Source organism: Nitrincola tapanii, assembly GCF_008368715.1.
Classification (GTDB): domain Bacteria; phylum Pseudomonadota; class Gammaproteobacteria; order Pseudomonadales; family Balneatricaceae; genus Nitrincola; species Nitrincola tapanii.
On the sequence record NZ_SMRS01000007.1, the window covers coordinates 196,532 to 222,266 of the forward strand.

A 25,735-nucleotide genomic window follows, 5' to 3' on the forward strand; every position below is an offset into this window, starting at 1 on the left:
GGCATCACTATTTCAATTTGCGTACGACATTTAAACCGTCACGCAGGGTTAAGAAAATATTTTCCACATCTGGATCCCGTGCGATACGTTGGTTAGTTTCCACCAGAATATCGTCCAGTTCAGATTCAGGTTGTAGCACCTTGCCTGACCAGAGCACGTTGTCGAGGATGATCAATCCTCCCGGACGTGTGCGTTTTTTGACTTCTTCATAGTATTGCAGATAACTGCGCTTATCGGCATCGATGAAGGTAAAGTCCAGCTCCAGATCCCCCAGCGTTTCCAGCGTATCCAATGCACGGCCAAAGCGTACCTCAATTTTATGACCATGTTCGGAGCGGTCAAAAAAACGCTGCGCCATTTCAATCGCGCGCGGATTGGTTTCACAGCAGATTAAGCGGCCCTCTGCCGGCATCCCTTCCGCAATCGAGAGGGCGGAGTAACCGGTGAACATGCCAATCTCTAAAGCCTGCTTAGGCTGGGTGAGTGCCGCTAAGAGTTTTAATGTACGCCCTACCAGTCGGCCGGAGAGCTTCTGTGGCCAGCCCATATTTTCATTGGTGGCGTCGATCAGTTCCTGTAATAAGGGCGGTTCGGCGGAGGTGTTGATAAAGGCATAGTCTTCAACGGCTTCATTAACCAATTCTGCGGGCATGGATCTACCTGTTATTTGAGCGATAGGGCGTAAAAATGGACGGAATCGAGGTCGCGAAGTGTAGCATTTTTTGCGGCAGACAGTGGCCTGTGCGTATAATCGGCGCTTATTTTGCTCACCGGAGGCCCTATGCTTGAACCTGTCTATATTTTTTTAGTGTGCGGTGTCTTTGCTATGTCGACGGCGCTCAGTGCGAGTGCACTGATCAAGTTGCCGGAAGAGCAACGCCCCAAATGTATGCAGGACCCTAGCCGTTTAACGGCGGTGATGCTCTTAGGCAATGTGTCTGCGTTGACATTAATCGGCGTGTTAGCCTTTGGTTTTTCGCGTCTGGAGTGGTGGTTACCGTTGGGCAGTGTCTTTATCACCTTTCCTCTAGTCCATTATGTGTTTCTGCAACGTTTGTTGGGTGATGCACGTAATCTTTTACTCAGTGGTGCCCTCACGCTGTTGGCCATCCCAGTTTTGTGGTGGGCTTGGTAAAAGCAAAAGCGTTCAGATGCCTGCTCTAGGCATCTGAAAAAAAGCAAAAGACAACCTTTTAAATCAAGAACTGATCTTGATTTTTCGCCATTTAATCAAAATTAAATTTTGATAAATCGGCTTTTATTCAAAATTTAATTTTGATTTAAACTCTTTTTTTCAAGATGAAAAGTTTGCGATGGAGGATTTTTTAAGCGGCAAAGCTTTTCACCTTGCTTGAGATCATCCTATTGAATTTGCATGCTTTTGCGTTTTTAGCGGCAAAAAGTTGCCGTTTTATAAAAGAAATAAACGGTTGAATCGCTCAGCCAGCCTCGGTGATAATTGCGAGAAGCGCTCATTTAGCGGTGGCTAAAGAAGTTGGCCTGTTAATTGCGTAATAATTGTTATCACTGCCCTAAAGCGGAATTTAAGAAGCTCACACACTATGCTGACCGAGAACAACATGATTGTTGCCCTGGATATTGGAACGTCTAAGGTCGTGTGCCTAGTCGGGGAGTTACGTCCAGATGGCAGTATTGAAACTGTCGGTGTTGGTGCCCACCCTTCATCCGGTTTAAAACGTGGTGTGGTGGTGAATATTGAATCTACGGTGAGTGCGATTCAGCGCGCGGTAGAAGAAGCTGAGCTGATGGCGGGGTGTAAAATTCATTCGGTGACCGCAGGGATTGCCGGCAGCCATATTAGTAGTCTGAATTCCCATGGCATAGTGGCCGTGCGTGATCGTGAAGTCTCCAATCAGGATCTGGAGCGTGTCATAGATGCGGCGCGTGCGGTGGCCATTCCTGCCGATCAAAAACTTCTGCATATCCTGCCTCAGGAATACATGATCGATAACCAAGAGGGTATTAAAGAGCCTTTAGGGATGTCGGGTGTCCGTTTAGAGGCCAAGGTTCACCTGGTCACAGGTTCAGCGAATGCCATTCAAAATGTCGAAAAATGTATTAAGCGTTGTGGTTTAGAAGTCGATGCCATCGTTTTAGAGCAGCTGGCTTCAGGCTATGCCGTGCTGGCCGAAGACGAGCGTGATTTAGGGGTGTGTATTGTTGATATCGGTGCAGGGACAACCGATATCGCGGTCTACACGGCAGGAGCCATACGTCATACCGCCGTGATACCCGTTGGTGGCGATCAGATTACCAATGATATTGCGATGGCATTGCGCACACCGACACAGCATGCCGAGCGCATCAAAATCAAATACGCCTGTGCCTTGGCGCAATTGGCTCAGGCGGATGAAACCATCAAGGTGCCGAGTGTAGGGGATCGCCCCGCACGTGAGTTGGCGCGCCAATCTCTGGCTGAGGTGGTGGAGCCGCGTTTTGAAGAGTTATTTAGCCTGGTGCAAGCCGAACTGCGTCGCTCGGGGTTTGAGGAGTTGATTGCCGCAGGCATCGTCTTGACCGGAGGCACCTCCCGTATGGAGGGGGCCGTGGAGTTGGCCGAAGAGATTTTCCACATGCCGGTGCGTTTGGCGATACCCGATGGTTTGCGCGGTATGGAGAACTTGCTACACAACCCCATCTACGCCACCAGTATCGGGCTGCTGCACTATGCGCGCCAGTCGCAGAATTATGTCAGTGACTCGGGTTTAACCGTGCCAGAGGCCGCACGTAATCCGAAAGAGCCGACACGTATGCCCGCGTTATTTGGGCGCATGAAAGCTTGGTTACACGGAAATTTTTAAAACAAGATCAAAAAAACTTGCCTGAGCGAGTCAATATTCCTGGAGGGGATCACGATGTTTGAGTTGGTTGATAATGTACCTCAAAGTGCGGTTATCAAGGTCATCGGCGTCGGTGGCGGTGGCGGTAATGCGGTTGAGCACATGGTGGCAACAGACGTAGAGGGTGTGGATTTTATTTTCGCCAATACGGATGCTCAGGCCCTGGCCAAGGCGGCAACCCGTACGGCTCTGCACATAGGCGGCAATTTGACCAAAGGCTTAGGTGCCGGTGCCAATCCTGATGTGGGTCGTTTGGCGGCTCAAGAGGATCGTGAACGTATTGCCGAGATGCTTAAGGGCTCCGATATGGTGTTTATCACCGCAGGCATGGGTGGTGGTACCGGCACGGGTGCGGCACCGGTTGTGGCTGAAGTGGCACGTGAGCTGGGCATTTTAACTGTTGCTGTCGTCACTAAGCCCTTTCCCTTTGAAGGCCGCAAACGCATGAAAATTGCGGAAGAAGGGATTCGTGAACTGCAGGAGCAGGTCGACTCGCTGATTATCATTCCAAATGAGAAGCTGCTGCCGGTTTTAGGGCGTAACTGTAGTTTGATCGATGCTTTCCGCACAGCCAATGATGTACTCAAGGGAGCAGTGCAAGGGATCGCCGATCTGATCGTACGCCCGGGCATGATCAACGTAGACTTTGCCGATGTGCGCACTGTGATGTCAGAGATGGGCATGGCGATGATGGGGACAGGTGTAGCACGAGGAGATTCGCGTGCAACGCTGGCGACCGAAGCGGCCATCAATAGCCCGCTGTTGGAAGATATCGATCTGAAGGGTGCCAGTGGTGTCCTCGTGAATATCACTGCCGGTTTGGATCTGAGCCTGGGTGAGTTTTCTGAAGTGGGTAGTATCGTAGAAGAATATGCGTCCGATTCGGCGACGATTGTTGTCGGAACGGTGATCGATCCAGAAATGACCGATGAAATTAAAGTCACCGTGGTGGCGACTGGCCTGGCTAAAGCGCAAGAACAGAAGCAGGTGGTGAACAGTGATACGCGGATGCGCTCGGCCGTCGGCGTGAGTGCACGCGGCAGTGATTACAGCCAACTGGATCTTCCGGCTGTTGTGCGTCACCGTCGTGAAGAGCGTAGCAGTGCGCGTACGCAGCCTGAACAGCCAGTCCTACAGGAGCCGATGAAGCGCACCGGAACCGATGATATGGATTTCCTCGATATTCCGGCCTTCTTACGTCGTCAGGCAGATTAATTCTGATATACCTCCCTCCAGCATAAGGCCGTTTGCGAACGGCTGTTATGCTCTTTAACCGTCGTCTTTTAGGAGACGACGGCTTTTTCCTTGGCCAGATGGGTCCATTCGGATCGGCAATCAAAAACAAATTTATGTGACCTTTTTGGATGTTTAAATGCCAAAGAAACGGCCATGAGTTGTAAGCCGCTGCGGTTTTTATTGTCCTTGCCATAACGTGGATCGCCCATAATCGGATGCCCAATCGCCTCCAGATGGCGTCGAATCTGGTGGGTGCGCCCTGTTTCCAGTTCTATTTCCAGTTCGCTGATCTGCGCCTCAGGGTCAAATGCTAGGCGCGTATAACGTGTCAGAGCGGCTTTGCCATCTAAGGGTTGCGAGATTTCGCCGCTGAGAGGTGTTTCGCCGCGAACACGTGCCAGATAACGCTTTTCAATCTGTTTTTGCTGAAACATCCGTGACAGTTCGGCTGCCATCGCACCTGTGTGAGCGATTAGCATCAAACCTCGGGTTTCACGATCTAAGCGATGCACCAAAAAACAAGGGCGCGAGCTCTGCTGCTCGACCCAGCGTAACAAGGAGAGGTGATCACCATACTCATTTCCCTGCGCCATCACACCGGCGGGTTTATACCAAACGCTCAGCTCAGCGTTCTGCTCTAGGGCGTAGATGCCTTCAGGCAGGCTGCGGCTGAGTAGCTCCGCATCATAAAAAAGTTCCAGCTGATCACCGGCGAGTAGGACTTCCTGAGCACGGCGTAAGCGCTTGCGCTGCTTGCGTTTGAGCCAGACTGCTCCTTTGTTCATGGCATCTTTGATGCGCGCTTTCGGCAGTTGGCTTTTTTGACTGAGCAGGTCGGCGGCACGACTTGCGGCCTCTTCAGAGGTGAGGGTGAAGCAAAGCTTAAGCGACATAAACGAGCCTGTAGAGGAAAAGATGTATCCAAGCAAAGGACTCCGTATTATAAGGAGCTTTGTTCTTGGCGCCCAGGCAACTTTTTAGCTTATGACTCTTCCTTCACGCTCGTTCCTTGATTTTCGCCGTTTTTGGCTATTGATGTTGTTATTTTTGCCACTTTTGCTGACGTTTACCGCCTGGTTTAGTTTGAATCTGGCGAAAGAGGAGGCTCAGGCCCGTGCGCTGGAGCGGTTAACCCTCTATGCCAGTAGTGTGGAGAGTGCATTGGAGCGTTTTGAGTATCTGCCTTGGATGCTGGCCCAATATCCACCGCTGCAGGCCGCATTACAGAGTCAAGATGCACAAGCTCTGGCAGAGGTTCAGGCATTTTTATTGGAAACTCGCCAGGTTTCCGGTGCCGATACCCTCTATGTCATGAATGCTGAAGGCTTGACGCTGGCATCGAGTAATTATCTCGATGCAGGGAGTTTTGTCGGCAGTCGTTATGCCTATCGTCCATATTACCAGGATGCCGTCAGTCTCGGCCGTGGGGAGTTTTTTGCAATTGGAGCCACGACCGGCCGCCCTGGGTATTTTTTATCACGACGTGTGCAAGATGATTCCGGGCAGTTACTCGGGGTGGTGGTCGTGAAAGTGGATCTGGAAACTTTGCAGTCGGATTGGCGCTTGGCCGCTGAGGATGTGTTGGTGTTGGATGCCAATCAAGTCGTGGTGTTATCCAGCCATCCCGCCTGGAAGTATCGCTCGTTAATGCCTTTAAGCCTGGATCAGCGTTTGCGTATCGATCAGGGACGTCAATTTTCACGCGTCGATATTCAACCCTTGGGGGAAGCGCAAGATGTGCTGTATCAGGTTGCGACAGGGGAGGCCAGTAGTGATGGGCTTTACCGTTTACAGAGTATTCCCCTCAGTCGTTTAGGATGGCAGTTGGTTTATGCCATTCCACAACCTCCCCTCTATCGGCAAACCCTTTTGGTGACCAGCTTGGCGCTGGTGATCTATGTCTTGTTACTGACGGGTTTTGTGGCTTGGCGTGAACGACAAAAACGTATGCAGGAGGCGCTCTTGGCCGAACAGGCGTTACGAGATGCCAATGATCAACTTGAACATCAAGTGATGGAGCGAACGGCGCAGCTACAAGAGCGTACACATGTATTGGAAATGACGCAGCGAGATTTGGTACAGGCGGCAAAGTTGGCGTCTTTAGGCACGCTCGCCGCCGGGGTTGCGCATGAGTTAAACCAGCCGATCAGCGCGATTCGCACTTACAGTGCAACGGCCGCTAAGCTGTTACAGAGACAGCAAACCGAGGCGCTTCCCGAGGTGTTGGAAAAGATCACACAATTAACCCAGCGTATGGGGCAGATCACCCAACAAATGCGCGTTTTTGTGCCCAATCAACAGGTGACATTAACCGCCGTGGATTGGGTACAACGTATTGGGCTGGTGTTGGAGCAACTACAACCCGGTTTGAGCCAGGGCAGGGTGTGTGTCAATTGGCAGCCACCTGATCGGGCATGGATCTGGGGTGATGCCACTCGGTTAGAGCAAATTCTGGTGAATCTGCTCAACAATGCCTTGGATGCACTAAAAGCAACGGCCCAGCCACAACTAAATCTTCTTCTGCGACCGGAAAAAAAGGGTTGGTGCTTACGCATTGAAGATAATGGTGTGGGCTTGCAGCCTGAGCAGTTAGACCGTTTGTTTGATCCTTTTTACTCGACTAAGGGGGTTGGCGAGGGGATGGGGCTAGGGTTATTTATCTGTTATGGATTGGTACAGGATCTCGGTGGGCAGATTCGTGCCGAAGCCCTGGCGCAAGGCGCGGCCTTTGAACTCTGGTTACCCGCTGCCGAGGAATCGTTTGAGGGAGTTGAAAATGAGCGTTGAGCAGGCTTTGCCTTTGAATGCCGTGGCTTTGATCGATGATGATCCTGCTGTATTGGAAGCGACGGGTCAGTGGTTGCAGCTTTCGGGTTTTGTGGTCAGTACCTGGTCTGACCCGCAACAGGCGTTACAGGAGCTACCTGCCGAGTTTCCAGGTGTGGTGGTGAGTGATATTCGTATGCCTAACATGGACGGGTTGGCCTTGATGCAGGCGTTACAGGCCAAAAGTCCAGGGCTCCCGGTACTGCTGATGACTGGCCATGCAGATATCCCTCTGGCTGTAACGGCGATGCGCCAAGGGGCGTGGGATTTTTTGGAAAAGCCTTATGATCCTGAGCGTTTGGAGGAGTCGGTACAGCGGGCACTGCAGCTGCGCAGTTTGCAATGGGAAAACGCAGCCTTAAAAGCCCAGATGGTAGATCCTGTGAGCAAGCGTTTGCTTGGACAAAGTTCGGCGATTTTGCATCTGCGTCAGCAGATCCAGCGTCTAGCGCGAACGGCTACGCCGGTGCTGATTCTGGGTGAAACCGGTGCCGGTAAAGAAGTGGTGGCGCGAGCACTGCATGAGGCGAGTGCTCGAGCCCAACAACCCTTTGTCGCAATTAACTGCGGTGCTTTGGCGCGTGAATTGATCGAGTCAGAACTCTTTGGGCATCAGAAGGGTGCGTTTACCGGAGCCGCGACCTCGCGCGCCGGTAAGCTGGAACATGCCAGTGGCGGGACGCTGTTTTTGGATGAGATTGAATCCATGCCGTTGGACGCACAAGTGAAACTCTTGCGTGCTCTACAAGAGCAAGAGATAGAACGACTCGGCAGTAATCAGCCGATCAAAGTGGATTTGCGTGTGATCGCGGCCACAAAGGTGGATTTACTCAAGCTGGCTGAGCAAGGGCAGTTTCGTGAAGATCTGTATTATCGTTTAGCGGTCGCGGAACTGTCACTACCGCCCCTGCGTGAGCGGCAACAAGATATTCTGTTGTTGTTTCAGCACTTTGCTTTGCAAGCGGCTGAAGTACATGAGATGCCTTTAGAAGCGCTGCCTGCAGGGCTGGCGGCTGCATTATTGCAGCATCCTTGGCGTGGTAATGTGCGTGAGCTGCGTAATGCTGCCACACGTTATGTTTTAGGACTGGAGCCGATTGCAACCGAAGTCGACAGGGCATCGAAACACTTAGCCGAGCAGTTGGCCGAGGTGGAGAAGGCGCTGATCGCTCAGTCGCTGCAGCGTCATCAGGGTCATATCCAGGCTGTGATGGAGGAGTTGGGTCTGCCGCGTCGCACTCTAAATCAAAAAATGCTGCGCCATGGCTTGCGTCGTGATCTTATACTAAAGTATAGTGATCTTTCAGAAGAGTGATTTGTGAGCGTAAACCAGCCGATGCCCCCTTTAGGTATCGGCTTTTTTTTGCTCATCCTTCCCGATTTTTCCTCTAAATCCTGCTAGACATACCGCTTGGTTTCTCTCTAGGCTGCATAAACCCTAGCTTTTCTTCAGCTTGGCAAAGCCTTTGCTATTACGCATCACAACGCTAGGTGATGGCAGCCTGCGTTGGGAATGACCTCATTCTCAAAACAATAAAATCCGGTTAACCGGTGAGGAAATAGCAAATGAAGATGTCAAAGCGCACACTGATTAAATCCGCTATCACGCTGGCTCTGGCTTCGAGCCTCGGCTTGTCGGCTAGCGTTAGCGCACAACAAAATGCCTCCTACATTATGGCAACGGCCACTACCGGGGGAACCTTCTATCCCGTGGGTGTGGCTCTCGCCACCTTGGTGAAAGTAAAACTTGAACCCACGGCGGGGATCAGTCTGTCGGCGATCAGCTCTGCTGGCTCTGGAGAAAATCTAAAGTTGATGGATGAAAAACAGGTGCAGTTTTCCATTCTTCAAGGATTGTATGCAGGCTGGGCTTGGACGGGCACCGGTGATGTGCCTAAACAATATGAGAACATCCGTTCCGTTAGTATGCTGTGGGAGAATGTTGAGCACTTTGTGCTGCACAACCGCCATGTCACGACAGGAACCATCACCGATATTGGTGAGATGGGTAACAGCGGTTTCTCCATCGGTGCACGTAACTCCGGTACCGAGGGTTCCGGTCGTCATATTTTGAGTGCGGTGGGGATCGATCCAGATCAGCTGAATCTTGCTTATATGGGATATGGTCCCAGTGCTGAGGCGATGCAGAACGGTAATATTCGTGGCATGAATATCCCCGCCGGTGCGCCCGCTGCCGCCGTCACGCATGCCTATGCGAATATGGCGCGTGATATTCGGGTACTGGATTTTACCGATGCGCAGATCGCTCAGGTGAATGCGGACTTTGAGCTTTGGAACCGTTTTGTGATTCCAGCGGGCACCTATCCGGGGCAGACTCAAGCGATCAACACTATTTCTCAGCCCAATATCCTGACCGTGAACGCGGATGTGCCAGAGGAGCATGTCTATCAAATCACCAAGGCGATGTATGAGAACCTTCCTTTCCTGAATAACATCCATCCTGCCACTCGCGATATGGCATTAGAAAAAGCCATCGCGGGTTTGCCTTTGCCTTTGCATCCAGGTGCGGCGCGCTATTTCGCGGAGCAGGGGATTGAGATTCCTGAGCGCCTCCTAGCGGATTAAGTTCGGAGAGAGCCGTCGGCAGCTTCCTGTCGGCGGTTTCTGTTTTACCTGAAACGCCTCAATTAGGGTGACTGATCATGAATACTCAAGTGGATACTTCTTCCGTACGCGATGAAGAGGCGCAAGCTGCGCCGGAGCGCGATCAACATCCGCTTCTTGGTCCTGTTATTTTTGGCTTATCAGCGCTGGTGGCGCTGTGGCATCTTTACACCAATACCTTGGGAACGGTTTCCGAACTCTGGAACAGTGTGATTCACTTTGCTTGTTTTGGTTTGCTGGCGGCGTTGACTCTGCCGGCTTGGCGCAGCTCGCGTGCCAGCACGCAACGCTGGATACTGGGGTTGGATCTGCTGTTGGGTGTGGCAGCCGTCGCCTGTGCGCTGTATCTCATTTTATTTGAAGATGATCTCTATGCACGCGGGGTGGTCTTTAATACTTGGGACTGGGTATTCTCCATTCTAGCGATAGGTTTAGTCCTAGAGTTTGCACGGCGTGCGACAGGTTGGTTTATTCCAGTGCTGGCCTTAGTCGCACTGACATATGTGCCGCTTTGGGGCAGTTGGGTGGGCGGTATTTTTCATTTCCCCGGCTTATCTTGGGAAACCACGCTTTACCGTAGTTTTATCGCCGGTGAGGGTATGTTGGGGTCGATCGCGAATATCTCCTGGTCCTATGTGTTTATGTTTATCCTGTTTGGTGCGTTTTTACTGCGCTCCGGAGCGGGTGAATTTATTATCGAGTTGGCGCGTGCAGTGGCCGGGCGTTTTATCGGTGGCCCAGGATTGGTCGCGGTGTTTAGTTCAGGTTTGATGGGCTCGGTGTCTGGCTCATCTGTAGCCAATACAGTATCGACTGGAGTCATTACGATCCCCTTGATGCGTAAGGCTGGTTTTCCCCCTAAGTTTGCCGCAGGTGTTGAAGCGGCAGCCTCGACCGGTGGGCAATTGATGCCACCCATTATGGGAGCCGGTGCTTTTATTATGGCGTCCTACACACAGCTGCCTTACCTCACCATCATTGCTTATGCCGCCTTACCTGCACTCTTGTACTTCTTATCAGTCGGATTTTTTGTGCGGGTCGAGGCGCGTCGTTCAGGCGTGCAGCAGGTTGATGCCAATCCGCCTAAGGCTTTAGACGTATTTAAGCGCGGTTGGCACTGTCTGTTACCAATTCTGGTGCTGGTGGCGGTATTGATTGCTGGGTTCACACCCACCTATGCCGCGGGTGTGGCGATTCTTTCTGTGATTGCAGCATCCTGGTTGTCTAGCCAGCCGATGAAGCCTAAGGATGTGCTCCAGGCTTTGGTTCTCGGGACGCGTAATATGATCAGTACTGCGATCTTGCTGTTGACCGTGGGGCTGATTGTGAATGTCGTGTCCACAACAGGGATCGGTAATACCTTTTCCTTGTTGGTGACGGACTGGGCCGGTGGTTCTCTTTTGATCACCCTGGTCTTGATTGCTTTAGCATCTTTGATTCTCGGGATGGGGTTGCCGGTGACAGCGGCATATATTGTGCTGGCGACCTTATCCGCTCCGGCACTGTATATTCTGATTGCAGAAAGTCAGTTACTGGCCTTGCTCATGGCCGGTGATCTTCCGCAGCAAGCCCAGGCAATTTTTATGCTGGCGGCACCTGAGTCCTTAAGCCTATTAAGCGCTCCGATGGATCGTGAAACTGCGCAGATGCTTTTGGCCGCTGTGCCGGCTGATTTTCGAGGAACGCTGTTGGATCAGGCCTTGTCCGCGCAAGTGCTGGCGATGGCTTTGCTTTCAGCCCACATGATTATTTTCTGGTTGTCACAGGATTCTAATGTGACACCGCCTGTCTGCTTGACCGCCTTTGCCGCAGCTGCCATTGCTAAAACACCGCCGATGGCCACCGGTTTTATGGCTTGGAAAATCTCTAAGGGCTTGTACATTATCCCCTTACTGTTTGCCTATACGCAGTTGATTGGTGGAACTCAGTGGCAGATGTGGAGCATCTTCTTCTTCTCGGTCTTTGGCATCTATGCGCTCATCGCGGCGATGGAGGGGTATTTGGAACATGCCTTAAACTGGCCGATGCGTGCGGTGATGCTGCTGTTGGGTTTGGCCATGCTCTGGCCTCATGGCCTGCTTTGGTTGGATGCGTTAGGCTTGCTGGTGTTCTTGGCTTTGTTGGTCCACAGCTACCGCTTGAACCCACCCAGCTTAGTGCTTAAACCTGGCTTAGCATGAGCGTAGAGCAAGGGATACTGCTTCTGCTGGTTGGTGTGCTGACTGGCTTCATGAATGTGCTTTCGGCAGGGGGGTCGATGATTACCTTGCCGTTGCTCATGTTTATGGGGCTGGATAGTGCGACGGCCAATGGCAGTAATCGTGTGGGCATCGTGATGCAAAACACCACTGCGGTGTGGCGTTTTCATCGATCTGGCTACTGTGATTGGACGCTCGCACTGACATTAGCCATACCGGCAGTTGTCGGGGCGCTTTTCGGAGCCTGGTTAGCCACCCTCACCTCAGAGGCGGTTTTTCAGTGGATTCTGATACTGGTGATGTTGGTCAGTAGTGTGATGATGCTACTGCCCCAGCCGAAGGAGCAGGTAACACACCCTCTGGATAAAGAGCATCTAAGTTGGCCGGTGTATCTGGCTATGCTGTTGATAGGGATCTACGGGGGCTTTATTCAGGTCGCGGTGGGTCTTCTGTTTATTGTCATTCTCTATCGTGTACTCAAAGTTGACTTGATTCAAGTCAATGTTCTGAAGGTGTTGATCGTACTGGTCTATATGGTGCCCGCACTGCTGGTATTTATCTACGCAGGTCATGTGGCTTGGTCTTACGGTTTGACGCTGGCGCTTGGCAGTATGCTGGGTGCGTATGGGGCGGCACGTGTGACTTTAAGTCCTTCGGGGAGTGTGTGGATTCAGCGTTTAAGTCTTGCAGTAATTGCGCTGATTTTGGTCAAGCTGATTTGGGATCTACTGGATTAGTTCAGCTTTGCTAAAACTTTCAAGGACGTAGCGGAGGTTCCGCTGCGCCCTTGGCGGATTTGGACGCTAGACTCAGCGCTGCAATAGAGGGGTATAACCGCCCGCAATACCTTTGCTGACTACGGCCACCGCATCATGGTCGTGCAGACTTTCATGATGTTCGACCCGTACCCAGAAATCCTGGTAGGTGCTGTCTTGATTTAGGGCCGATTTCAAACGTCTGGCCGCATCCTCACAAAACATCATATTTTCACCGTTTAAACGCGCAAACTCTTGCTCATCTTCACGCTTCACGGCTGTCTGTACCGGTGTTTTCAGTGCCGCTTCGATGGCATCAATCAATCCGACGATCGGGAGTAGGGAGGTTTGAACATCCAATTTGACCCAAGTGCGGGCGTAACTGCGTTGACTGTGTGGGGTGGCGACACTGCCACGCTCTGAACGTAACCAGGCCTCGACTTGTTCACGACTGATCTGGTCGCTGCTGGCAAAGTCATCACGAAATGCCTGCTGTAACAGCTGACGTGACAGCGCGGCCGAACAAGGACAGGTTGAGGAGTAGGGCACAGTGACGCTGATTTCTAAGCATTTATCCTGTTGCAGGCGTGAGGCTTGAATAATCGTAGGATAGGGTTTCCAGCCACTGAACTCACTTTTCAACGCCGGACGATTGAGAGGGTAGTCAAAGCGCAGTTGCACAATCGCGGATTCACTGATCCCTTCATGGCTGGCACAGATGGCATCCAGCAGCGCATTTAAGGAGTGTCCGGTCAGGGTTTCTTCTTCGGCAAAACGATTGAGCAGAAGATAGAGGCGTGACATGTGGATGCCTTTCACTTCCGGATTAGCGACATCAACATGGATATCCAGATGCGCAACAACCGCTTGGGTTTGCCCCGGTGCCTGTTGTACACGCAGGGGGAGTGAGATCTGGCTCATACCAACCCAGTCCAGCGTTTCGCGGGTGATCGGGCGGGCGGTGGCGGCGATGTCAGGCATCTCCAGTTTGGCGTTCATCATCGGCCTCATAACTCTGCAGGGATCTTGCGAAGAAAGCACTTACGTAGATGCAGGTGCGTCAGATCAAACGGCATATTATCAGCTCTTTGTACCGATATTTCAAAAAAATAATTTATCGACAGAATAAAAAAATAAAACCAGAACATTACTGTCCTGGTTTTATCCTGCTCTTTTATAGGGGTATAGACGGTGGTTTATTTAGTTTCAGAAAAGTATTCGCGTGTTAATTTGAATACTACCGGGCTTAAAAGTGCGAGTGCAATCAGGTTCGGCAGCGCCATCAAAGCATTCAGCGTATCGGCGAGCAACCAGATGAACTCTAGATTGACCATCGCCCCAACGGGAATGGCGAGAATCCAGAGGAGGCGGTAGGGGGTAATCACCTTGACGCCAAACAGATATTCGGCACAGCGCTCTCCATAAAATGACCAACCGATAATAGTCGTGAAGGCAAAAATGGCGAGTGCGATGGCCACAATATAATTGCCAACCGAAGGTAATGCCTGACCAAATGCGGCGCTGGTCAGCGCGGCACCGGAAATGCCATCGGTCCACATCCCCGTGGAGACGATGACCAGACCGGTCACTGAGCAGATAATAATCGTATCGATAAAAGTACCGAGCATCGCGATCAAACCTTGGCGCACCGGATTTTTCGTCTGCGCTGCGGCATGGGCAATCGGAGCAGAGCCCAGGCCCGCTTCGTTTGAGAAGATGCCACGTGCTACACCAAAACGTATGGCGGCCCAGACAGCGGCTCCTGCAAAGCCACCCTGTGCGGCAACCGGCGTAAAGGCGTACTCAATGATGGTCGCCAGCGCAGAAGGTATTTCGGACGCATTGATGGCTAAAACCACAAGGCCGGCCAGCAGATAGGAGAGCGCCATAAAAGGCACCAGTGCCGCAGCGACCTTACCGATACGTCGTATCCCACCGATCAACACCAGCCCGACCAAGACCATAATGATGATCCCCGTCACGGCTACGGGCAGATCAAAGTTGGCCTCAAGGACGGCGGCAACCGAGTTGGCTTGCACAGTATTACCAATACCAAAAGCCGCCATGGCTCCAAAAATGGCGAAGAGAGTGCCCAGCCAGGCCCATTTCTGCCCCAGCCCATTTTTGATGTAATACATAGGGCCGCCGACATGGTTGCCTTTGGCATCGACTTCACGATATTTCACTGCTAAAACAGCTTCAGAGAATTTAGTGGCCATGCCGACCAGAGCCGTCATCCACATCCAGAACAGGGCGCCAGGGCCGCCTAAAAAAATGGCGGTGGCGACTCCAGCGATATTCCCAGTGCCGACTGTTGCGGAGAGGGCGGTCATCAAGGCTTGGAAGGGGGGGATTTCTCCTGATTTTTCTTCACCGCTTTGGGGTTTTGTGCCTTTAAAAAGCAGTTTGAAGCCGGTGCCGATGTTTAAAATCGGCATGAGTTTTAAACCTATGGATAAAAACAGTCCAACACCCAAAATCAGCACCAGCATCATTGGGCCCCAGACAATACCATTAATCGTATTCACGAAGGATTCGATCATTTCCATATTTTGTATCTCCAATAGGGTTCGAGTCTTGCTTAGCCGACTTACAAAGGCAGCTGCATACTTTCTTTAACACTCTCCATCACAACATAGCTTTTTGAGTTTTTGACACCGGGCAGTTTCAACAGCATGTCGCCCAAGAGTTCGCGATAGTGCGACATATCTTGTAAGCGTGCCTTCAACAGGTAATCGGCATCTCCTGAAACGAGATGGCATTCGAGGACATAGGGAAGCTCTTTAACCGCACGACTAAAGCGCTCAAAGGCGTCTTCTGATTGATAAGAGAGCGAGATTTCCACAAAAACCAGCATGTCATACCCGAGCAGGTCGGGGTTGAGGTGTGCGTGGTAACCGGTGATGAATCCGTCTCTTTCCAAGCGTTTAACGCGTTCCATGCAAGGACTGGTCGATAAGCCCACTCTCTCTGCTAAATCGGTATAGGAAATACGGCCTGTTTTTTGCAAGCATGACAAAATATGTCGATCAATCCGATCCAGGGCGCGACCCAAGTTCTTACTTTTATCTCCCACCTTAAATCTTCCTGTTAATTTATTTTATACAGCAAAAAATAGCGTAAAAACGCAAAAAAGAAAAAAATAATTGGCAAGATCTCGCCTAAACTTAGCAAATATCAGTGTGAATCTTTCCTGTGTAAATGAGGTGGTGTATGCGCGTCTTGATTCTGGGCAGTGGTGTGATCGGCGTAACCAGCGCCTGGTATTTGCGCCAAGCTGGACATGAGGTGACGGTGATTGATCGCCAGCCTGAAGCGGCTTTGGAGACCAGCTTTGCTAATGCAGGCCAGATTTCGCCGGGTTATTCGGCACCTTGGGCGGGCCCAGGTGTCCCTTTAAAAGCACTGAAATGGATGTTTCAAGAGATGCCGCCGCTGAGAGTCAAGCCCAGCTTGGAACCTGAGTTGTGGCGTTGGATGTGGCAGATGCTTTGCAACTGTAATACATCCGCCTATCAACAAAATAAATCGCGTATGTTGCGGGTAGCTGAATACAGTCGTGATTGTTTTCGGCGGCTGCGCGCGGATTTACCGCTTGCTTATGACGGCGGCAGTGGTGGTTTGATTCAGCTGTTTCGCACTTCAGCCCAGGTGAGCGCGAGTGAGCAGGATAAACGTATTCTGGATGCCTGCCAGGTGCCTTATGAAGCCTTGGATTTAGACGGCATTTTTCAGTATGAGCCGGCTTTAGCGCAGGTGGCGGATAAGTTGCAGGGCGGCTTAAGGTTGCCGGGCGATGAAACCGGAGACTGTTTTTTGTTTACGCAAGCCCTGGCGCGTGAAGCGGTTGCTGCCGGTGTGGAGTTTCGGTATTCCCTCCCCATAGAGGCTTTGCACCTGCAAAATGGGCGAATTCAAGGGGTTCAGTTGGCGGATGAATTGATACAAGCCGACCTCTATGTGTTGGCGCTGGGCAGCTACACGCCTCAGCTCCTCAAGCCTTTAGGTTTGCGCCTGCCGGTGTATCCAGTCAAAGGCTACTCTCTGACCCTGCCGGTTGAGAAGGCGCAGGCTGCGCCCCGCTCTACGGTGATGGATGAAACCAATAAGGTGGCGGTGACCCGCTTGGGGGATAGAGTCAGGGTCGGTGGCACCGCAGAGCTCTGTGGTTATGATCTGTCTTTGCCTGAGTCGCGGCGTAAAAATCTCGATTTTGTCGTGTCAGATCTTTTCCCGGGTGCCGTGAGATTGGAGGAGGCGAAGTTCTGGACAGGACTGCGTCCTATGACCCCGGATGGGACGCCGGTGATCGGTGCCACGTCCATCCCCAATCTTTATTTGAATACGGGGCATGGCACTTTGGGTTGGACGATGTCCTTAGGTTCAGGACGTTTGCTGGCGGATCTGATCAGTGGCCAGACACCTGAGATCGATCCTGAAGGTTTAAGCATTCAGCGTTACGCCAAATAATGTTTTAATGCGCAAACTTTTAATTTTTGATGAAAAACAAGGAGTCACCTCGTGAAGCAGATTATCAATACTCCCCAGGCCCCAGCAGCGATTGGCACCTATTCTCAGGCGGTTCGTGTCGGCCAAACAGTCTATCTGTCAGGTCAGATACCATTAGATCCGGCCAGCATGACTTTAGTCACTGAATCCTTTGAAGCGCAAGCTGTGCGTGTGTTTGAGAACCTCAAGGCGGTGGCTGAGGCTGCAGGTGGGAGTTTGCAGGACTGTGTCAAGCTGACCATTTTGCTCACGGATCTGGCGAACTTTGCGCAGGTGAATGAAGTGATGGCACGTTATTTTCAAGCGCCTTATCCAGCACGTGCGGCCTATGCTGTGAAGGCGCTGCCTAAGGATGCTGACATTGAAGTTGAAGGCATCATGGTGTTAGGCGAGTAAATCAGAAGCAAGCGGCTGCGGGGGCTCCGCAGCCATACGTGAGGATGTGAGGGGATACCTATGGCGCGACAACTGAGAGCGCAGATCAATTTGCAGGCGATTGCCAGTAACTATGCCTTAGCGAAAGCTCAAGCCCCGGCCGCAGCGGCCTTGGCGGTGGTAAAAGCGGATGCGTATGGGCACGGTGCGGTGGCGGTCGCGCAGGCTCTCAGTCAAGCGGATGCCTTTGCCGTGGCAGCGATAGAAGAAGCTCTTGAGCTAAGAGAAGCGGGTATCACTCAGCCGATTCTATTGTTGGAGGGCTTCTTTGAAGCAGACGAGCTGGCGCTGATTCAATCGCACCGTCTCTGGAGTGCGCTGCATCATCCGGCACAACTACAAGTGTTGATGTCATTTTTAGAACGCAGTGACGCTCAAGCCGGTTGGCATATCTGGCTCAAGGTCGATTCAGGGATGCACCGTTTGGGATTTATGCCGGAGCAGGTGCCTGAAGTGCTCAACACCTTGCAACGTCACCCTAAAATTGCACAAGTGGTGTTGATGAGCCATTTTGCCTGTGCGGATGAACCTAGCCCAGATAAAACCTTGGTCCAGCTGCAGCAGATGCAGAAGTTGATGCAGTGTTTGCCCAAAAGCCAAGCGCTGCCCATCAGTTTAAGTAACTCGGCGGCGGTGATGGCTTGGCCTCAAGCACATCATCAATGGTTACGTCCGGGTTTGATGCTCTATGGTGCCTCCCCCTTCGCCCAGCCTCAGCCACTAGCAGCCGCCCTGAAACCCGCCATGACCCTGACCACGCCGATCATTGCGCTGCGTGAAGTCGAAGCGGGGGAGACGGTGGGTTATGGTGCGAACTTTACCGCGACACGTCGCAGTCGGATTGCAACGCTTGCGGTGGGGTATGCCGATGGGTATCCACGTCATGCCCCCAACGGTACCCCGGTGGCTCTTTTGGGGCATCGAGCCAGCCTGGCCGGTCGCGTATCTATGGATATGATTACTGTTGATCTAACGGATCTACCCCAAGCCCAGATTGGGGATGAGGTTGAACTTTGGGGCGCGCAGGTGGCGGTCGAAGAGGTCGCGCGCCTAAGTGGAACGATTCCCTATACGCTGTTGAGTGGTTTAACGCGACGCGTGAAGCGTGTGTATAGCGTGCCTTAAACCGCTCAAGCCTCTAGATTGTTTAAATGTATTACCAGTCCAAATCATCCGGAATCTCATAACCGGCATATTCGGCTTCTTCTGCGGCGATGCGTGCCTTGTGCTCGGCTTCATCTTGCACTAAGGCTTTAGGGTTGCGCGCGAGAATACGATCGGCAATGTCGCTCGGGACCAGATAAAAACGCCCTTCGAGTGCCACAATCTTGAGCTGTTGGCGGCTAAGTTGCTGCTGCAGAGATTTATCGATCCACAGGGACTTTACGTTGTTTTCATAAACAAAGTTATATTTCACCTCACCCTGTTTCGGCAATGTGACCTGATGCTGTTCAGCCAGTTGGCGAATTTCTGCCATCTTGGCGCGTTCCAACTGTTCCGCTTGGCGAGCCTCATTTAAAGCGCGATCTTTTTCCGCCTTGGCCAGTCGAGCCGCTTCGACGGCAGCCGCTGCCGCTTGTTGTTGCGGATCAATTTGTTTCTGTTTGGCTTGCTTGCGTTTATCGAGTTGTGCCTTTTTGGCTTGCTGTTTACTCGCAACCCCGGCTTTTAAAAGCTGATCTTTCAGTGATCCGGCCATGCTTGATCCTGCTGTTGACGCTGAGACAAAAAATGCTGATGCTGTGGAGGCGCATCATACCCTAGGCTTGTCTGTTGCGTGAAGTTTGCATTCAGGCTTCAGGCTGCTTATACTGCGCGCACTTTGGTGATGCCAGTTACCAAATGCGTTATGGTGGCTCTGCCGGTCCTCTCGCAACGATAGAATGTGAACCTGGTCAGGTCCGGAAGGAAGCAGCCATAGCATTTGATTCGGGTGCCGGGATGTGGCTGGTGGAGCTGCCTCCATCTATCGCTCTCTTCTCTCTGTTTTGATCATTTCTTGCCTCTAAGTTCGTGACGATGAGCGGCAGACTGCTTTCTCAAACATTTTCCAAATAAGCCTCTCCAAGACTTCTCCTAGATAGCATTAGTTGTGTCACTGTATGTCCGGATACTTCTTCATTGGCCTTTATTTTGCGCCGCAACAAAAAAGAAGGAGCCTATAAAAAATTCGTCTAAAGAATGGCGTTTTTTGCTCCTAAAGTTTAGATGGCGTCTCCTTTGGGAGGTTTATAATGTGCAGCCAGATCCGGCCGGATCTGCTTAAGTCCGACCGATTCCTGTCATCCTCCCGACAATATGTGGTCAAAATGTCAAACTTACGTCCGCTCTCCTTACTGGCTCTCCTAACCGGGTTAGTCTGTTTGCTATTTAGTACAACTGCACTGTCTGCGGTGGGTCCGATTGACCTGACCAGCAGTGGAGCAGGTATCTTTGCTCTAGTGATCTTTACCCTGGCGTACCTCTTGGTTATGGGTGAAGAGAAGTTGCATCTGCGTAAATCCAAGCCTGTTCTAGTGGCGGCGGGTATTATCTGGGCAGTGATTGGCTGGATGTATGTGCAGGCCGGACAAACGGGGCTGCCGGAAGAGTCTTTTCGTCACACCCTGTTAGAATTTGCTGAGTTAATGCTTTTCCTCTTGGTGGCGATGACCTACATCAACGCTATGGAGGAGCGCCGGATTTTTGATGCGCTCAGATCCTGGATGGTACGCCGTGGCTTTAGCTACCGTACTCTGTTCTGGATGACCGGCTTTCTGTCATTCTTTATCTCCCCCATCGCCGATAACCTGACCACAGCACTCTTGATGTGTGCGGTGGTGATGAAGGTGGGTGAGGGCGATAACCGTTTTATCAACCTCTGCTGTATCAATATTGTGGTAGCTGCAAATGCGGGTGGGGCCTTCAGTCCGTTTGGTGATATCACGACCCTAATGGTTTGGCAGGCCGGCCTGGTGAAGTTCAGTGAGTTCTTTGTCCTTCTCCTCCCCGCACTGGTCAACTTCTTGATTCCGGCCTTTATCATCAACCTCTATATTGGTAATCAGAAACCAACGGCGGTGGATGAGTTGGTGGAGTTAAAGCGTGGGGCGCGTCGTATCGTCTTTTTGTTCCTTTTGACCATTACTACGGCTGTTCTCTGCCACACCTTGCTGCACCTGCCACCGGTGCTGGGCATGATGGCGGGTTTGGGCTATCTGCAGTTTTTTGGTTATTTCCTGCGCAAAACCCTCCCAGGTTCACTGGCGAAAAAACGCTTGTTGGCGGAGCAGGCCGGTGATACTGAGCGTCTGAAGCGTTTGGGGAGTGTGGTGCCTTTTGATGTCTTTAGTCGTGTCGCGCGTGCCGAGTGGGACACTCTGCTGTTCTTCTACGGGGTCATTATGTGTGTCGGTGGCTTGGGTTATATGGGGTATCTGGCGATGATGTCAGATCTGCTTTACACCCAGTGGGATGCGACCTATGCCAACATCGCACTAGGGGTGATTTCAGCGGTGATTGATAACATCCCGGTGATGTTTGCCGTGATCACCATGCAGCCAGAGATGTCACACGGGCATTGGCTGTTGATCACGCTGACAGCCGGTGTCGGCGGGAGCTTACTCTCAATTGGCTCGGCCGCAGGGGTCGCTTTGATGGGGCAAGCACGGGGGATCTATACTTTCATGGGCCATCTGCGTTGGGCGCCGGTGATTATGTTGGGGTATATCGCGAGTGTGATCCTTCATCTCTGGTTGAATGAGGCGTTGTTTAGCGTTTACTAAGGCGCCTGAGTAAGACTTGCGCGGGTGAGCATGGTAGGATAAGCCCCTGTCTAGTGGTCTCCGGGAAAGTGAATCCGCGCAATGAGTTATCAGGTACTGGCACGTAAATGGCGGCCGCGCCGCTTTCGAGAAATGGTTGGACAAGAGCATGTGCTGAAAGCACTGGTGAATGCTCTGGACAGCGATCGTCTGCATCATGCCTATCTGTTTACCGGCACCCGAGGTGTCGGTAAAACCTCCATCGCACGCCTGTTTGCTAAAGCACTGAATTGTGAAGAGGGTGTCTCCTCAGAGCCTTGTGGTCAGTGCACGGCCTGTCGAGAAATTGCAGAAGGGCGCTTCGTCGATTTGATTGAAGTGGATGCGGCTTCCCGCACCAAGGTTGAAGACACCCGTGAGCTTCTGGAAAACGTCCAATACGCTCCGAGTCATGGCCGTTATAAAGTGTATCTCATCGACGAGGTGCACATGCTTTCCAATAGCTCATTCAATGCGTTGCTTAAGACCTTGGAAGAGCCGCCTCCGCATGTCAAATTTCTGCTGGCCACCACGGATCCACAAAAACTACCGGTCACGGTGCTGTCGCGTTGTTTGCAGTTTAATCTAAAGAACTTGAGTCCACAGCGTATCGTTGAGCATCTTGAACAGGTGCTGACGGCGGAAGAGATCAGTTTTGATGATCCTGCCTTATGGTTATTGGCTCGTAGCGCAGATGGTTCGATGCGTGATGCGCTGAGCTTAACCGATCAGGCGATTGCGTTTGGCTCGGGATCGGTGCTGGAAGCGGATGTACGCAGTATGCTGGGCAGTATCGATCAGCGCTTGGTGCATCATCTGTTATTGGCCTTAGCGCAAGGCGATGCCAAAACGCTGTTGGATAAGGTTGCGGAGTTGTCACAGTTTACGCCGGATTATGCTGCCGTCCTGGCTGATCTATTAAGTCTGTTGCATCGTGTGGCCATGGCACAGGTGATGCCGAGTGCGATTGATAACAGTTTGGGTGATCAGCAATCGGTTTTAGAGCTGGCGGCCAGCTTAAGTGCGGAAGATGTGCAGCTGTTTTATCAGATCGCCTTGCTGGGGCGAAAGGATCTGCCTTTTGCTGCCGATTTGCGTGAAGGTCTGGAGATGGTGCTGTTACGCATGCTGGCATTTCGCCCAGTGCAGCCGTCGGCTATTCCGGCGCCTTCCACACCATTACGTGCACCCTCTATGGAGGCGCCTGCATCGCCACCTGAGCAGATTGCTCAGCAAAGGGTGGTTGAAGAAGACGCGGCATCTGTCTCAGTATCGACACCTGCACCGGCGATCACTCAGCCCGCGACATCTGTATCCAGAGCGGAGCCGGCCACTACGCCTGTGACCCTCGCAGCTCAAGACGTTGATGAAGTACCGGCTTTCCTGCAGGAGACTCCACCTTGGGAGCCTTTCCCAGAGGAATCGAGTCTGGCTGCAGCGCGACCGGAGGTGAAGCGGGAAGAGGGGAGCGCAAAAAAGTCGGAAGGGTTCAGTCCAGCTGAGCCAGAACCCGAGTCCGCATTAGCGCAGGCGCAATTAGCAGAGCAAGCGCACCCATCCGAGCGTGAGCAGCAGCAATCCGAGCGTGAGCAACAAACTCAGCCCGCCGTGTTACAAGCACCAGAGTCCGCATCCTTGGCGGTGGAAGCAATCGATGCGCCTTTTTGGGTGACGCTGTTGCAGCGCTTGGGTTTGAGTGGAATGACGGCAAATATTGCCCGTAATTTATCCCTGGAAGAGCAGCGTGAAGACTTGCTCCGTTTCCATTTTCAGCCCGAACAAGCGGCTTTATTAAACACCACACAGCAAACCCGTATTGCTCAAGCGATTCGTGACCAGCTAGGCGAGCAGGTGGAAGTGGTGTTTGAGCAAAAAGCACAGACCCAAGAAACGCCGGCGGCCTATCAACAGCGTCAACAAGCCTTGCGCAAGGCGCAGGCGCAGGCAGCACTTGAGGCCGATCCTATAGTCCAGAGTATAATGGCGCAATTTTCGGCGCGTTTAGATCCGGCCAGTGTGGTCGCTCTCGAACCAAAATCTGAAGCTTAAGCCTTAGGCTTAAGTCACTAAACATTGAATGGGGAAGGAAAAATGATGAAAGGTATGGGCGGAATGGGCAATCTGATGAAACAGGCCCAGAAGATGCAGGAAGAGATGCAGCGCGCTCAAGAAGAGATTGCCAACGCGGAAGTGCGGGGGGAGTCGGGTGCAGGGCTGGTTAGCATCCAGATGAACGGTCGTCATGATGTGAAAAGTGTCAGCATTGATGACAGCTTGATGCAGGAAGATAAAGAGATTCTGGAAGATCTGATTGCGGCGGCGATTAATGACGCTGTGCGTAAAGTCGAGCAGAGTTCACAGGAGCGTATGGCAAAAATCACCAGTGGTATGGGTATGCCACCTGGATTCAAGATGCCTTTCTAATCTATGTCTTTTAGTCCTCTGCTGCAGCAACTGATACAGGCGCTGCGTTGTTTACCCGGGGTCGGGCCCAAATCGGCTCAGCGTATGGCTTTGCATCTGTTAGAGCGGGATCGACAAGCCGCGCTAAGTCTTGCGCAGAGTCTGCAGGAAGCTTGTGAGCGAGTGGGACAGTGTCAAAGCTGTCGTACTTTATCTGAAGAGCCTATCTGTGCACTCTGTGCCGATGAACAGCGTGATCATAGCTTGCTCTGCGTCTTGGAGTCACCCGTGGATATGCTTGCGGTTGAGCAAACGGGAGGCTATCAGGGCGTTTACTTTGTTTTAGGTGGGCACCTTTCTCCCATTGATGGTATCGGCCCTGAAGATTTGGGAATACGACAACTGCTTCAGCGTTTGCAACAGGGTGAAATACGCGAACTGATTCTTGCAACCAATCCAACGGTGGAAGGTGAAGCCACGGCGCATTACATCTTAGAACAGATCGAGGATCCCCATCTCAAGGTTTCGCGCATTGCGCATGGTGTGCCGGTAGGAGGGGAGTTGGAGTTTGTAGACGGTGGTACTTTAGCGCATGCCCTGGCCGGCCGACGCTCTCTTAGAAAGGAAATATCCTGAATGCCGAAGCAGCCTAGCTACGATTGGCAGCCTTTGCAGGCGCAAGCGGAAAACCCCATCTGGATTACAGACAATGCCCAGCTGGCAAGCGCCTGCGCACGTTGGCAGAACTTGCCTTTAATCGCGTTGGATACGGAATTTAGCCGAGTTGAAACTTTTTATCCTGTGCCGGGTTTGTTGCAGGTTGCGGATGATGAGGCGTGTTATTTAATTGATCCTTTGCAGGTGGATGATTTCAGCCCTTTTCGAGCTGTGCTTGAAGATGAAACGATCATCAAGGTGTTGCATTCCGCCAGCGAGGATCTCGAATTATTTCGACACAGCTATCAGGTGGTCCCTAAACCGCTCTTTGATACCCAAGTTGCCGCGGCGTTTGCGAATTGGGGATTTAGCATGGGATTACAACGCTTGGTGAAACACGCGTTGGAGATCGATCTCGGCAAGGCGCAAACGACTTCGGATTGGTTGCAACGCCCGCTGACGGCTGAGCAGATTCACTATGCGGCATTGGATGTGGCGTATCTTCCCGCGATTGCTCTGTGTTTGATTGCTGAACTTAAGCAGTTACAGCGCTTGGATTGGGTGGTCGATGAATGTGCGTATATTGCCCAGCAAGAAGACCCTGATCCAGAAGGCTATCAGTACTATCGCCGTTTTACTCAGATGAGTATTCGCTCTGATGCCCAGTTAGCCGGTTTGCGAGATCTGACGGCATGGCGTGAACAGGCGTGTCGTGAACGTAACCTTTGTCGGCCACGCGTGCTGAAAAATGAGCTCATTCTAGAGATAGTGAAACGCTGGCCACAGAATTTGGAGACGCTGGCGCGTTTAGGTGTGTGGCGACGCACGTTAAAAGAAGATGGACCTAGCATTCTGGCCTGTTTAGCGCAGGCGGAAGAATCGGCACGTCGGCATCCGCCTTTGCCGATCCATCTGCCCTTGCATGTCTATTGGCATAAGCCGGTGAAAAAACTTTTAGCGCTGGGGCGTGAGCGCGCACGTGAGTTGGATATTTTCCCAGAGATCCTGATTCGGCGTAAGGATATTGAAAAGTTGATTAATTCGCGTGATGAGCAGGGGCAGTTTCATCTGCCTTTAAGTTTATCCGGTTGGCGTAAGTCACTGATTGGCGATGATTTGCTCAGCGCTTTACAAGCGTTAGACCCTAAGAGAGAAAGTGAATGTTAATTTGTTCGATCTATCGTAGCAGTCGTAAAGATGAGATGTATCTTTATGTGGATAAACGTAATGGCTTAGATTCTGTTCCTGAAGCCTTAATGGAGCGCTTTGGTAAGGCTCTGCATGTGATGGATATGCCGATGACCGCTGAGCGTAAATTGGCGCGAGTGGACACCGAAAAGGTGTTACAAGCCATTCGTGATCAAGGCTTCTTCCTGCAGATGCCACCGCCAAAAGATGACTATATGTTAGATCTTTACCGCGATCGTCCTGAAACTGGAGTGCGCTGA

Annotated in this window: 23 protein-coding genes and 1 other RNA gene; 18 read left to right on the forward strand and 6 right to left on the reverse strand. The window is 51.9% G+C overall.

All coding sequences use genetic code 11. From position 1 onward, the window contains the following. Positions 1 to 7: 7 nt before the first annotated feature. A complete protein-coding gene (locus E1H14_RS10440) occupies positions 8 to 652 on the reverse strand; it encodes an O-methyltransferase (protein ID WP_149391416.1) in 645 nt (214 codons plus the stop codon). Positions 653 to 781: 129 nt separating this feature from the next. Here E1H14_RS10440 and E1H14_RS10445 point away from each other — a divergent pair, with 129 nt between their 5' ends. From E1H14_RS10445 to ftsZ, 3 genes are all read left to right on the forward strand, one after another. Beyond that, on the forward strand, positions 782 to 1,135 hold the full coding sequence (locus E1H14_RS10445) for a hypothetical protein (RefSeq protein WP_149391417.1): 354 nt from the start codon (positions 782 to 784) through the stop codon (positions 1,133 to 1,135). Positions 1,136 to 1,562: 427 nt separating this feature from the next. After that, positions 1,563 to 2,822, forward strand: a complete 1,260-nt coding sequence (gene ftsA, locus E1H14_RS10450; protein ID WP_149391418.1) for a cell division protein FtsA — start codon at positions 1,563 to 1,565, stop codon at positions 2,820 to 2,822. Positions 2,823 to 2,876: 54 nt separating this feature from the next. Next, on the forward strand, positions 2,877 to 4,076 hold the full coding sequence (gene ftsZ, locus E1H14_RS10455; protein ID WP_149391419.1) for a cell division protein FtsZ: 1,200 nt from the start codon (positions 2,877 to 2,879) through the stop codon (positions 4,074 to 4,076). Between the two features lie 68 nt (positions 4,077 to 4,144). Here the strand turns inward: ftsZ and E1H14_RS10460 are convergent, their stop codons facing one another. Next, on the reverse strand, positions 4,145 to 4,990 hold the full coding sequence (locus E1H14_RS10460; protein WP_149391420.1) for an RluA family pseudouridine synthase: 846 nt from the start codon (positions 4,988 to 4,990) through the stop codon (positions 4,145 to 4,147). A gap of 91 nt (positions 4,991 to 5,081) precedes the next feature. On the opposite strand from E1H14_RS10460, the gene E1H14_RS10465 reads away from it, so the two are divergent. The 5 genes from E1H14_RS10465 to E1H14_RS10485 all read left to right on the forward strand — a co-directional run bounded on the left by E1H14_RS10465 (position 5,082) and on the right by E1H14_RS10485 (position 12,483). Continuing rightward, positions 5,082 to 6,884, forward strand: coding sequence for a sensor histidine kinase (locus E1H14_RS10465; RefSeq protein ID WP_149391421.1), 1,803 nt, complete (start codon positions 5,082 to 5,084; stop codon positions 6,882 to 6,884). Then, on the forward strand, positions 6,874 to 8,238 hold the full coding sequence (locus tag E1H14_RS10470; protein ID WP_149391422.1) for a sigma-54-dependent transcriptional regulator: 1,365 nt from the start codon (positions 6,874 to 6,876) through the stop codon (positions 8,236 to 8,238). Before E1H14_RS10465 ends, E1H14_RS10470 begins: the two co-directional genes overlap by 11 nt. A gap of 257 nt (positions 8,239 to 8,495) precedes the next feature. Further along, on the forward strand, positions 8,496 to 9,509 hold the full coding sequence (locus E1H14_RS10475) for a TAXI family TRAP transporter solute-binding subunit (protein ID WP_149391466.1): 1,014 nt from the start codon (positions 8,496 to 8,498) through the stop codon (positions 9,507 to 9,509). A 77-nt stretch (positions 9,510 to 9,586) separates the two neighbouring features. Beyond that, entirely contained in the window at positions 9,587 to 11,728 is a 2,142-nt protein-coding gene (locus tag E1H14_RS10480) for a TRAP transporter permease (RefSeq protein ID WP_149391423.1), read from the forward strand. Then, positions 11,725 to 12,483 (forward strand): sulfite exporter TauE/SafE family protein, encoded by a 759-nt coding sequence (locus tag E1H14_RS10485; protein ID WP_149391424.1) that lies wholly within the window; start codon positions 11,725 to 11,727, stop codon positions 12,481 to 12,483. The genes E1H14_RS10480 and E1H14_RS10485 overlap by 4 nt, the downstream gene beginning before the upstream one ends. A gap of 72 nt (positions 12,484 to 12,555) precedes the next feature. Here the strand turns inward: E1H14_RS10485 and folE2 are convergent, their stop codons facing one another. The 3 genes from folE2 to E1H14_RS10500 form a co-directional block, all read right to left on the reverse strand. Beyond that, on the reverse strand, positions 12,556 to 13,500 hold the full coding sequence (gene folE2 / locus E1H14_RS10490) for a GTP cyclohydrolase FolE2 (RefSeq protein WP_200834091.1): 945 nt from the start codon (positions 13,498 to 13,500) through the stop codon (positions 12,556 to 12,558). Positions 13,501 to 13,697: 197 nt separating this feature from the next. Further along, positions 13,698 to 15,050 (reverse strand): alanine/glycine:cation symporter family protein, encoded by a 1,353-nt coding sequence (locus tag E1H14_RS10495; RefSeq protein ID WP_149391425.1) that lies wholly within the window; start codon positions 15,048 to 15,050, stop codon positions 13,698 to 13,700. Positions 15,051 to 15,091: 41 nt separating this feature from the next. Beyond that, complete coding sequence (locus E1H14_RS10500) at positions 15,092 to 15,577, reverse strand: Lrp/AsnC ligand binding domain-containing protein (RefSeq protein ID WP_149391426.1); 486 nt, start codon at positions 15,575 to 15,577, stop codon at positions 15,092 to 15,094. A 137-nt stretch (positions 15,578 to 15,714) separates the two neighbouring features. On the opposite strand from E1H14_RS10500, the gene E1H14_RS10505 reads away from it, so the two are divergent. Genes E1H14_RS10505 through alr form a run of 3 tightly spaced genes read left to right on the forward strand, consistent with a single transcriptional unit; the run spans position 15,715 to position 18,570 of the window. Continuing rightward, positions 15,715 to 16,971: a D-amino acid dehydrogenase gene (locus E1H14_RS10505; protein ID WP_149391427.1), complete on the forward strand. Its 1,257-nt coding sequence runs from the start codon at positions 15,715 to 15,717 to the stop codon at positions 16,969 to 16,971. 51 nt (positions 16,972 to 17,022) lie between these two features. Further along, on the forward strand, positions 17,023 to 17,406 hold the full coding sequence (locus tag E1H14_RS10510; RefSeq protein WP_149391428.1) for a Rid family detoxifying hydrolase: 384 nt from the start codon (positions 17,023 to 17,025) through the stop codon (positions 17,404 to 17,406). A gap of 60 nt (positions 17,407 to 17,466) precedes the next feature. After that, positions 17,467 to 18,570 carry an alanine racemase gene (alr, locus tag E1H14_RS10515; protein WP_149391429.1) on the forward strand — a complete coding sequence of 368 codons (1,104 nt, stop codon included), beginning with the start codon at positions 17,467 to 17,469 and terminating at the stop codon, positions 18,568 to 18,570. 31 nt (positions 18,571 to 18,601) lie between these two features. Here alr and E1H14_RS10520 read toward each other — a convergent pair whose 3' ends face one another. After that, positions 18,602 to 19,144 (reverse strand): DUF2058 family protein, encoded by a 543-nt coding sequence (locus E1H14_RS10520; protein WP_149391430.1) that lies wholly within the window; start codon positions 19,142 to 19,144, stop codon positions 18,602 to 18,604. A 160-nt stretch (positions 19,145 to 19,304) separates the two neighbouring features. Here E1H14_RS10520 and ffs point away from each other — a divergent pair. From ffs to E1H14_RS10555, 7 genes are all read left to right on the forward strand, one after another. Then, positions 19,305 to 19,401, forward strand: an RNA gene (gene ffs, locus E1H14_RS10525) — signal recognition particle sRNA small type. Positions 19,402 to 19,754: 353 nt separating this feature from the next. Further along, positions 19,755 to 21,209 (forward strand): sodium:proton antiporter NhaD, encoded by a 1,455-nt coding sequence (gene nhaD, locus E1H14_RS10530; protein ID WP_149391431.1) that lies wholly within the window; start codon positions 19,755 to 19,757, stop codon positions 21,207 to 21,209. 81 nt (positions 21,210 to 21,290) lie between these two features. Beyond that, a complete protein-coding gene (gene dnaX, locus E1H14_RS10535; RefSeq protein ID WP_149391432.1) occupies positions 21,291 to 23,276 on the forward strand; it encodes a DNA polymerase III subunit gamma/tau in 1,986 nt (661 codons plus the stop codon). A gap of 42 nt (positions 23,277 to 23,318) precedes the next feature. Further along, entirely contained in the window at positions 23,319 to 23,651 is a 333-nt protein-coding gene (locus E1H14_RS10540) for a YbaB/EbfC family nucleoid-associated protein (RefSeq protein ID WP_149391433.1), read from the forward strand. A 3-nt stretch (positions 23,652 to 23,654) separates the two neighbouring features. Beyond that, positions 23,655 to 24,266 (forward strand): recombination mediator RecR, encoded by a 612-nt coding sequence (gene recR, locus E1H14_RS10545; RefSeq protein ID WP_149391434.1) that lies wholly within the window; start codon positions 23,655 to 23,657, stop codon positions 24,264 to 24,266. Beyond that, complete coding sequence (gene rnd, locus E1H14_RS10550) at positions 24,267 to 25,454, forward strand: ribonuclease D (RefSeq protein WP_149391435.1); 1,188 nt, start codon at positions 24,267 to 24,269, stop codon at positions 25,452 to 25,454. Continuing rightward, entirely contained in the window at positions 25,448 to 25,735 is a 288-nt protein-coding gene (locus E1H14_RS10555; RefSeq protein ID WP_149391436.1) for a YcgL domain-containing protein, read from the forward strand. Before rnd ends, E1H14_RS10555 begins: the two co-directional genes overlap by 7 nt.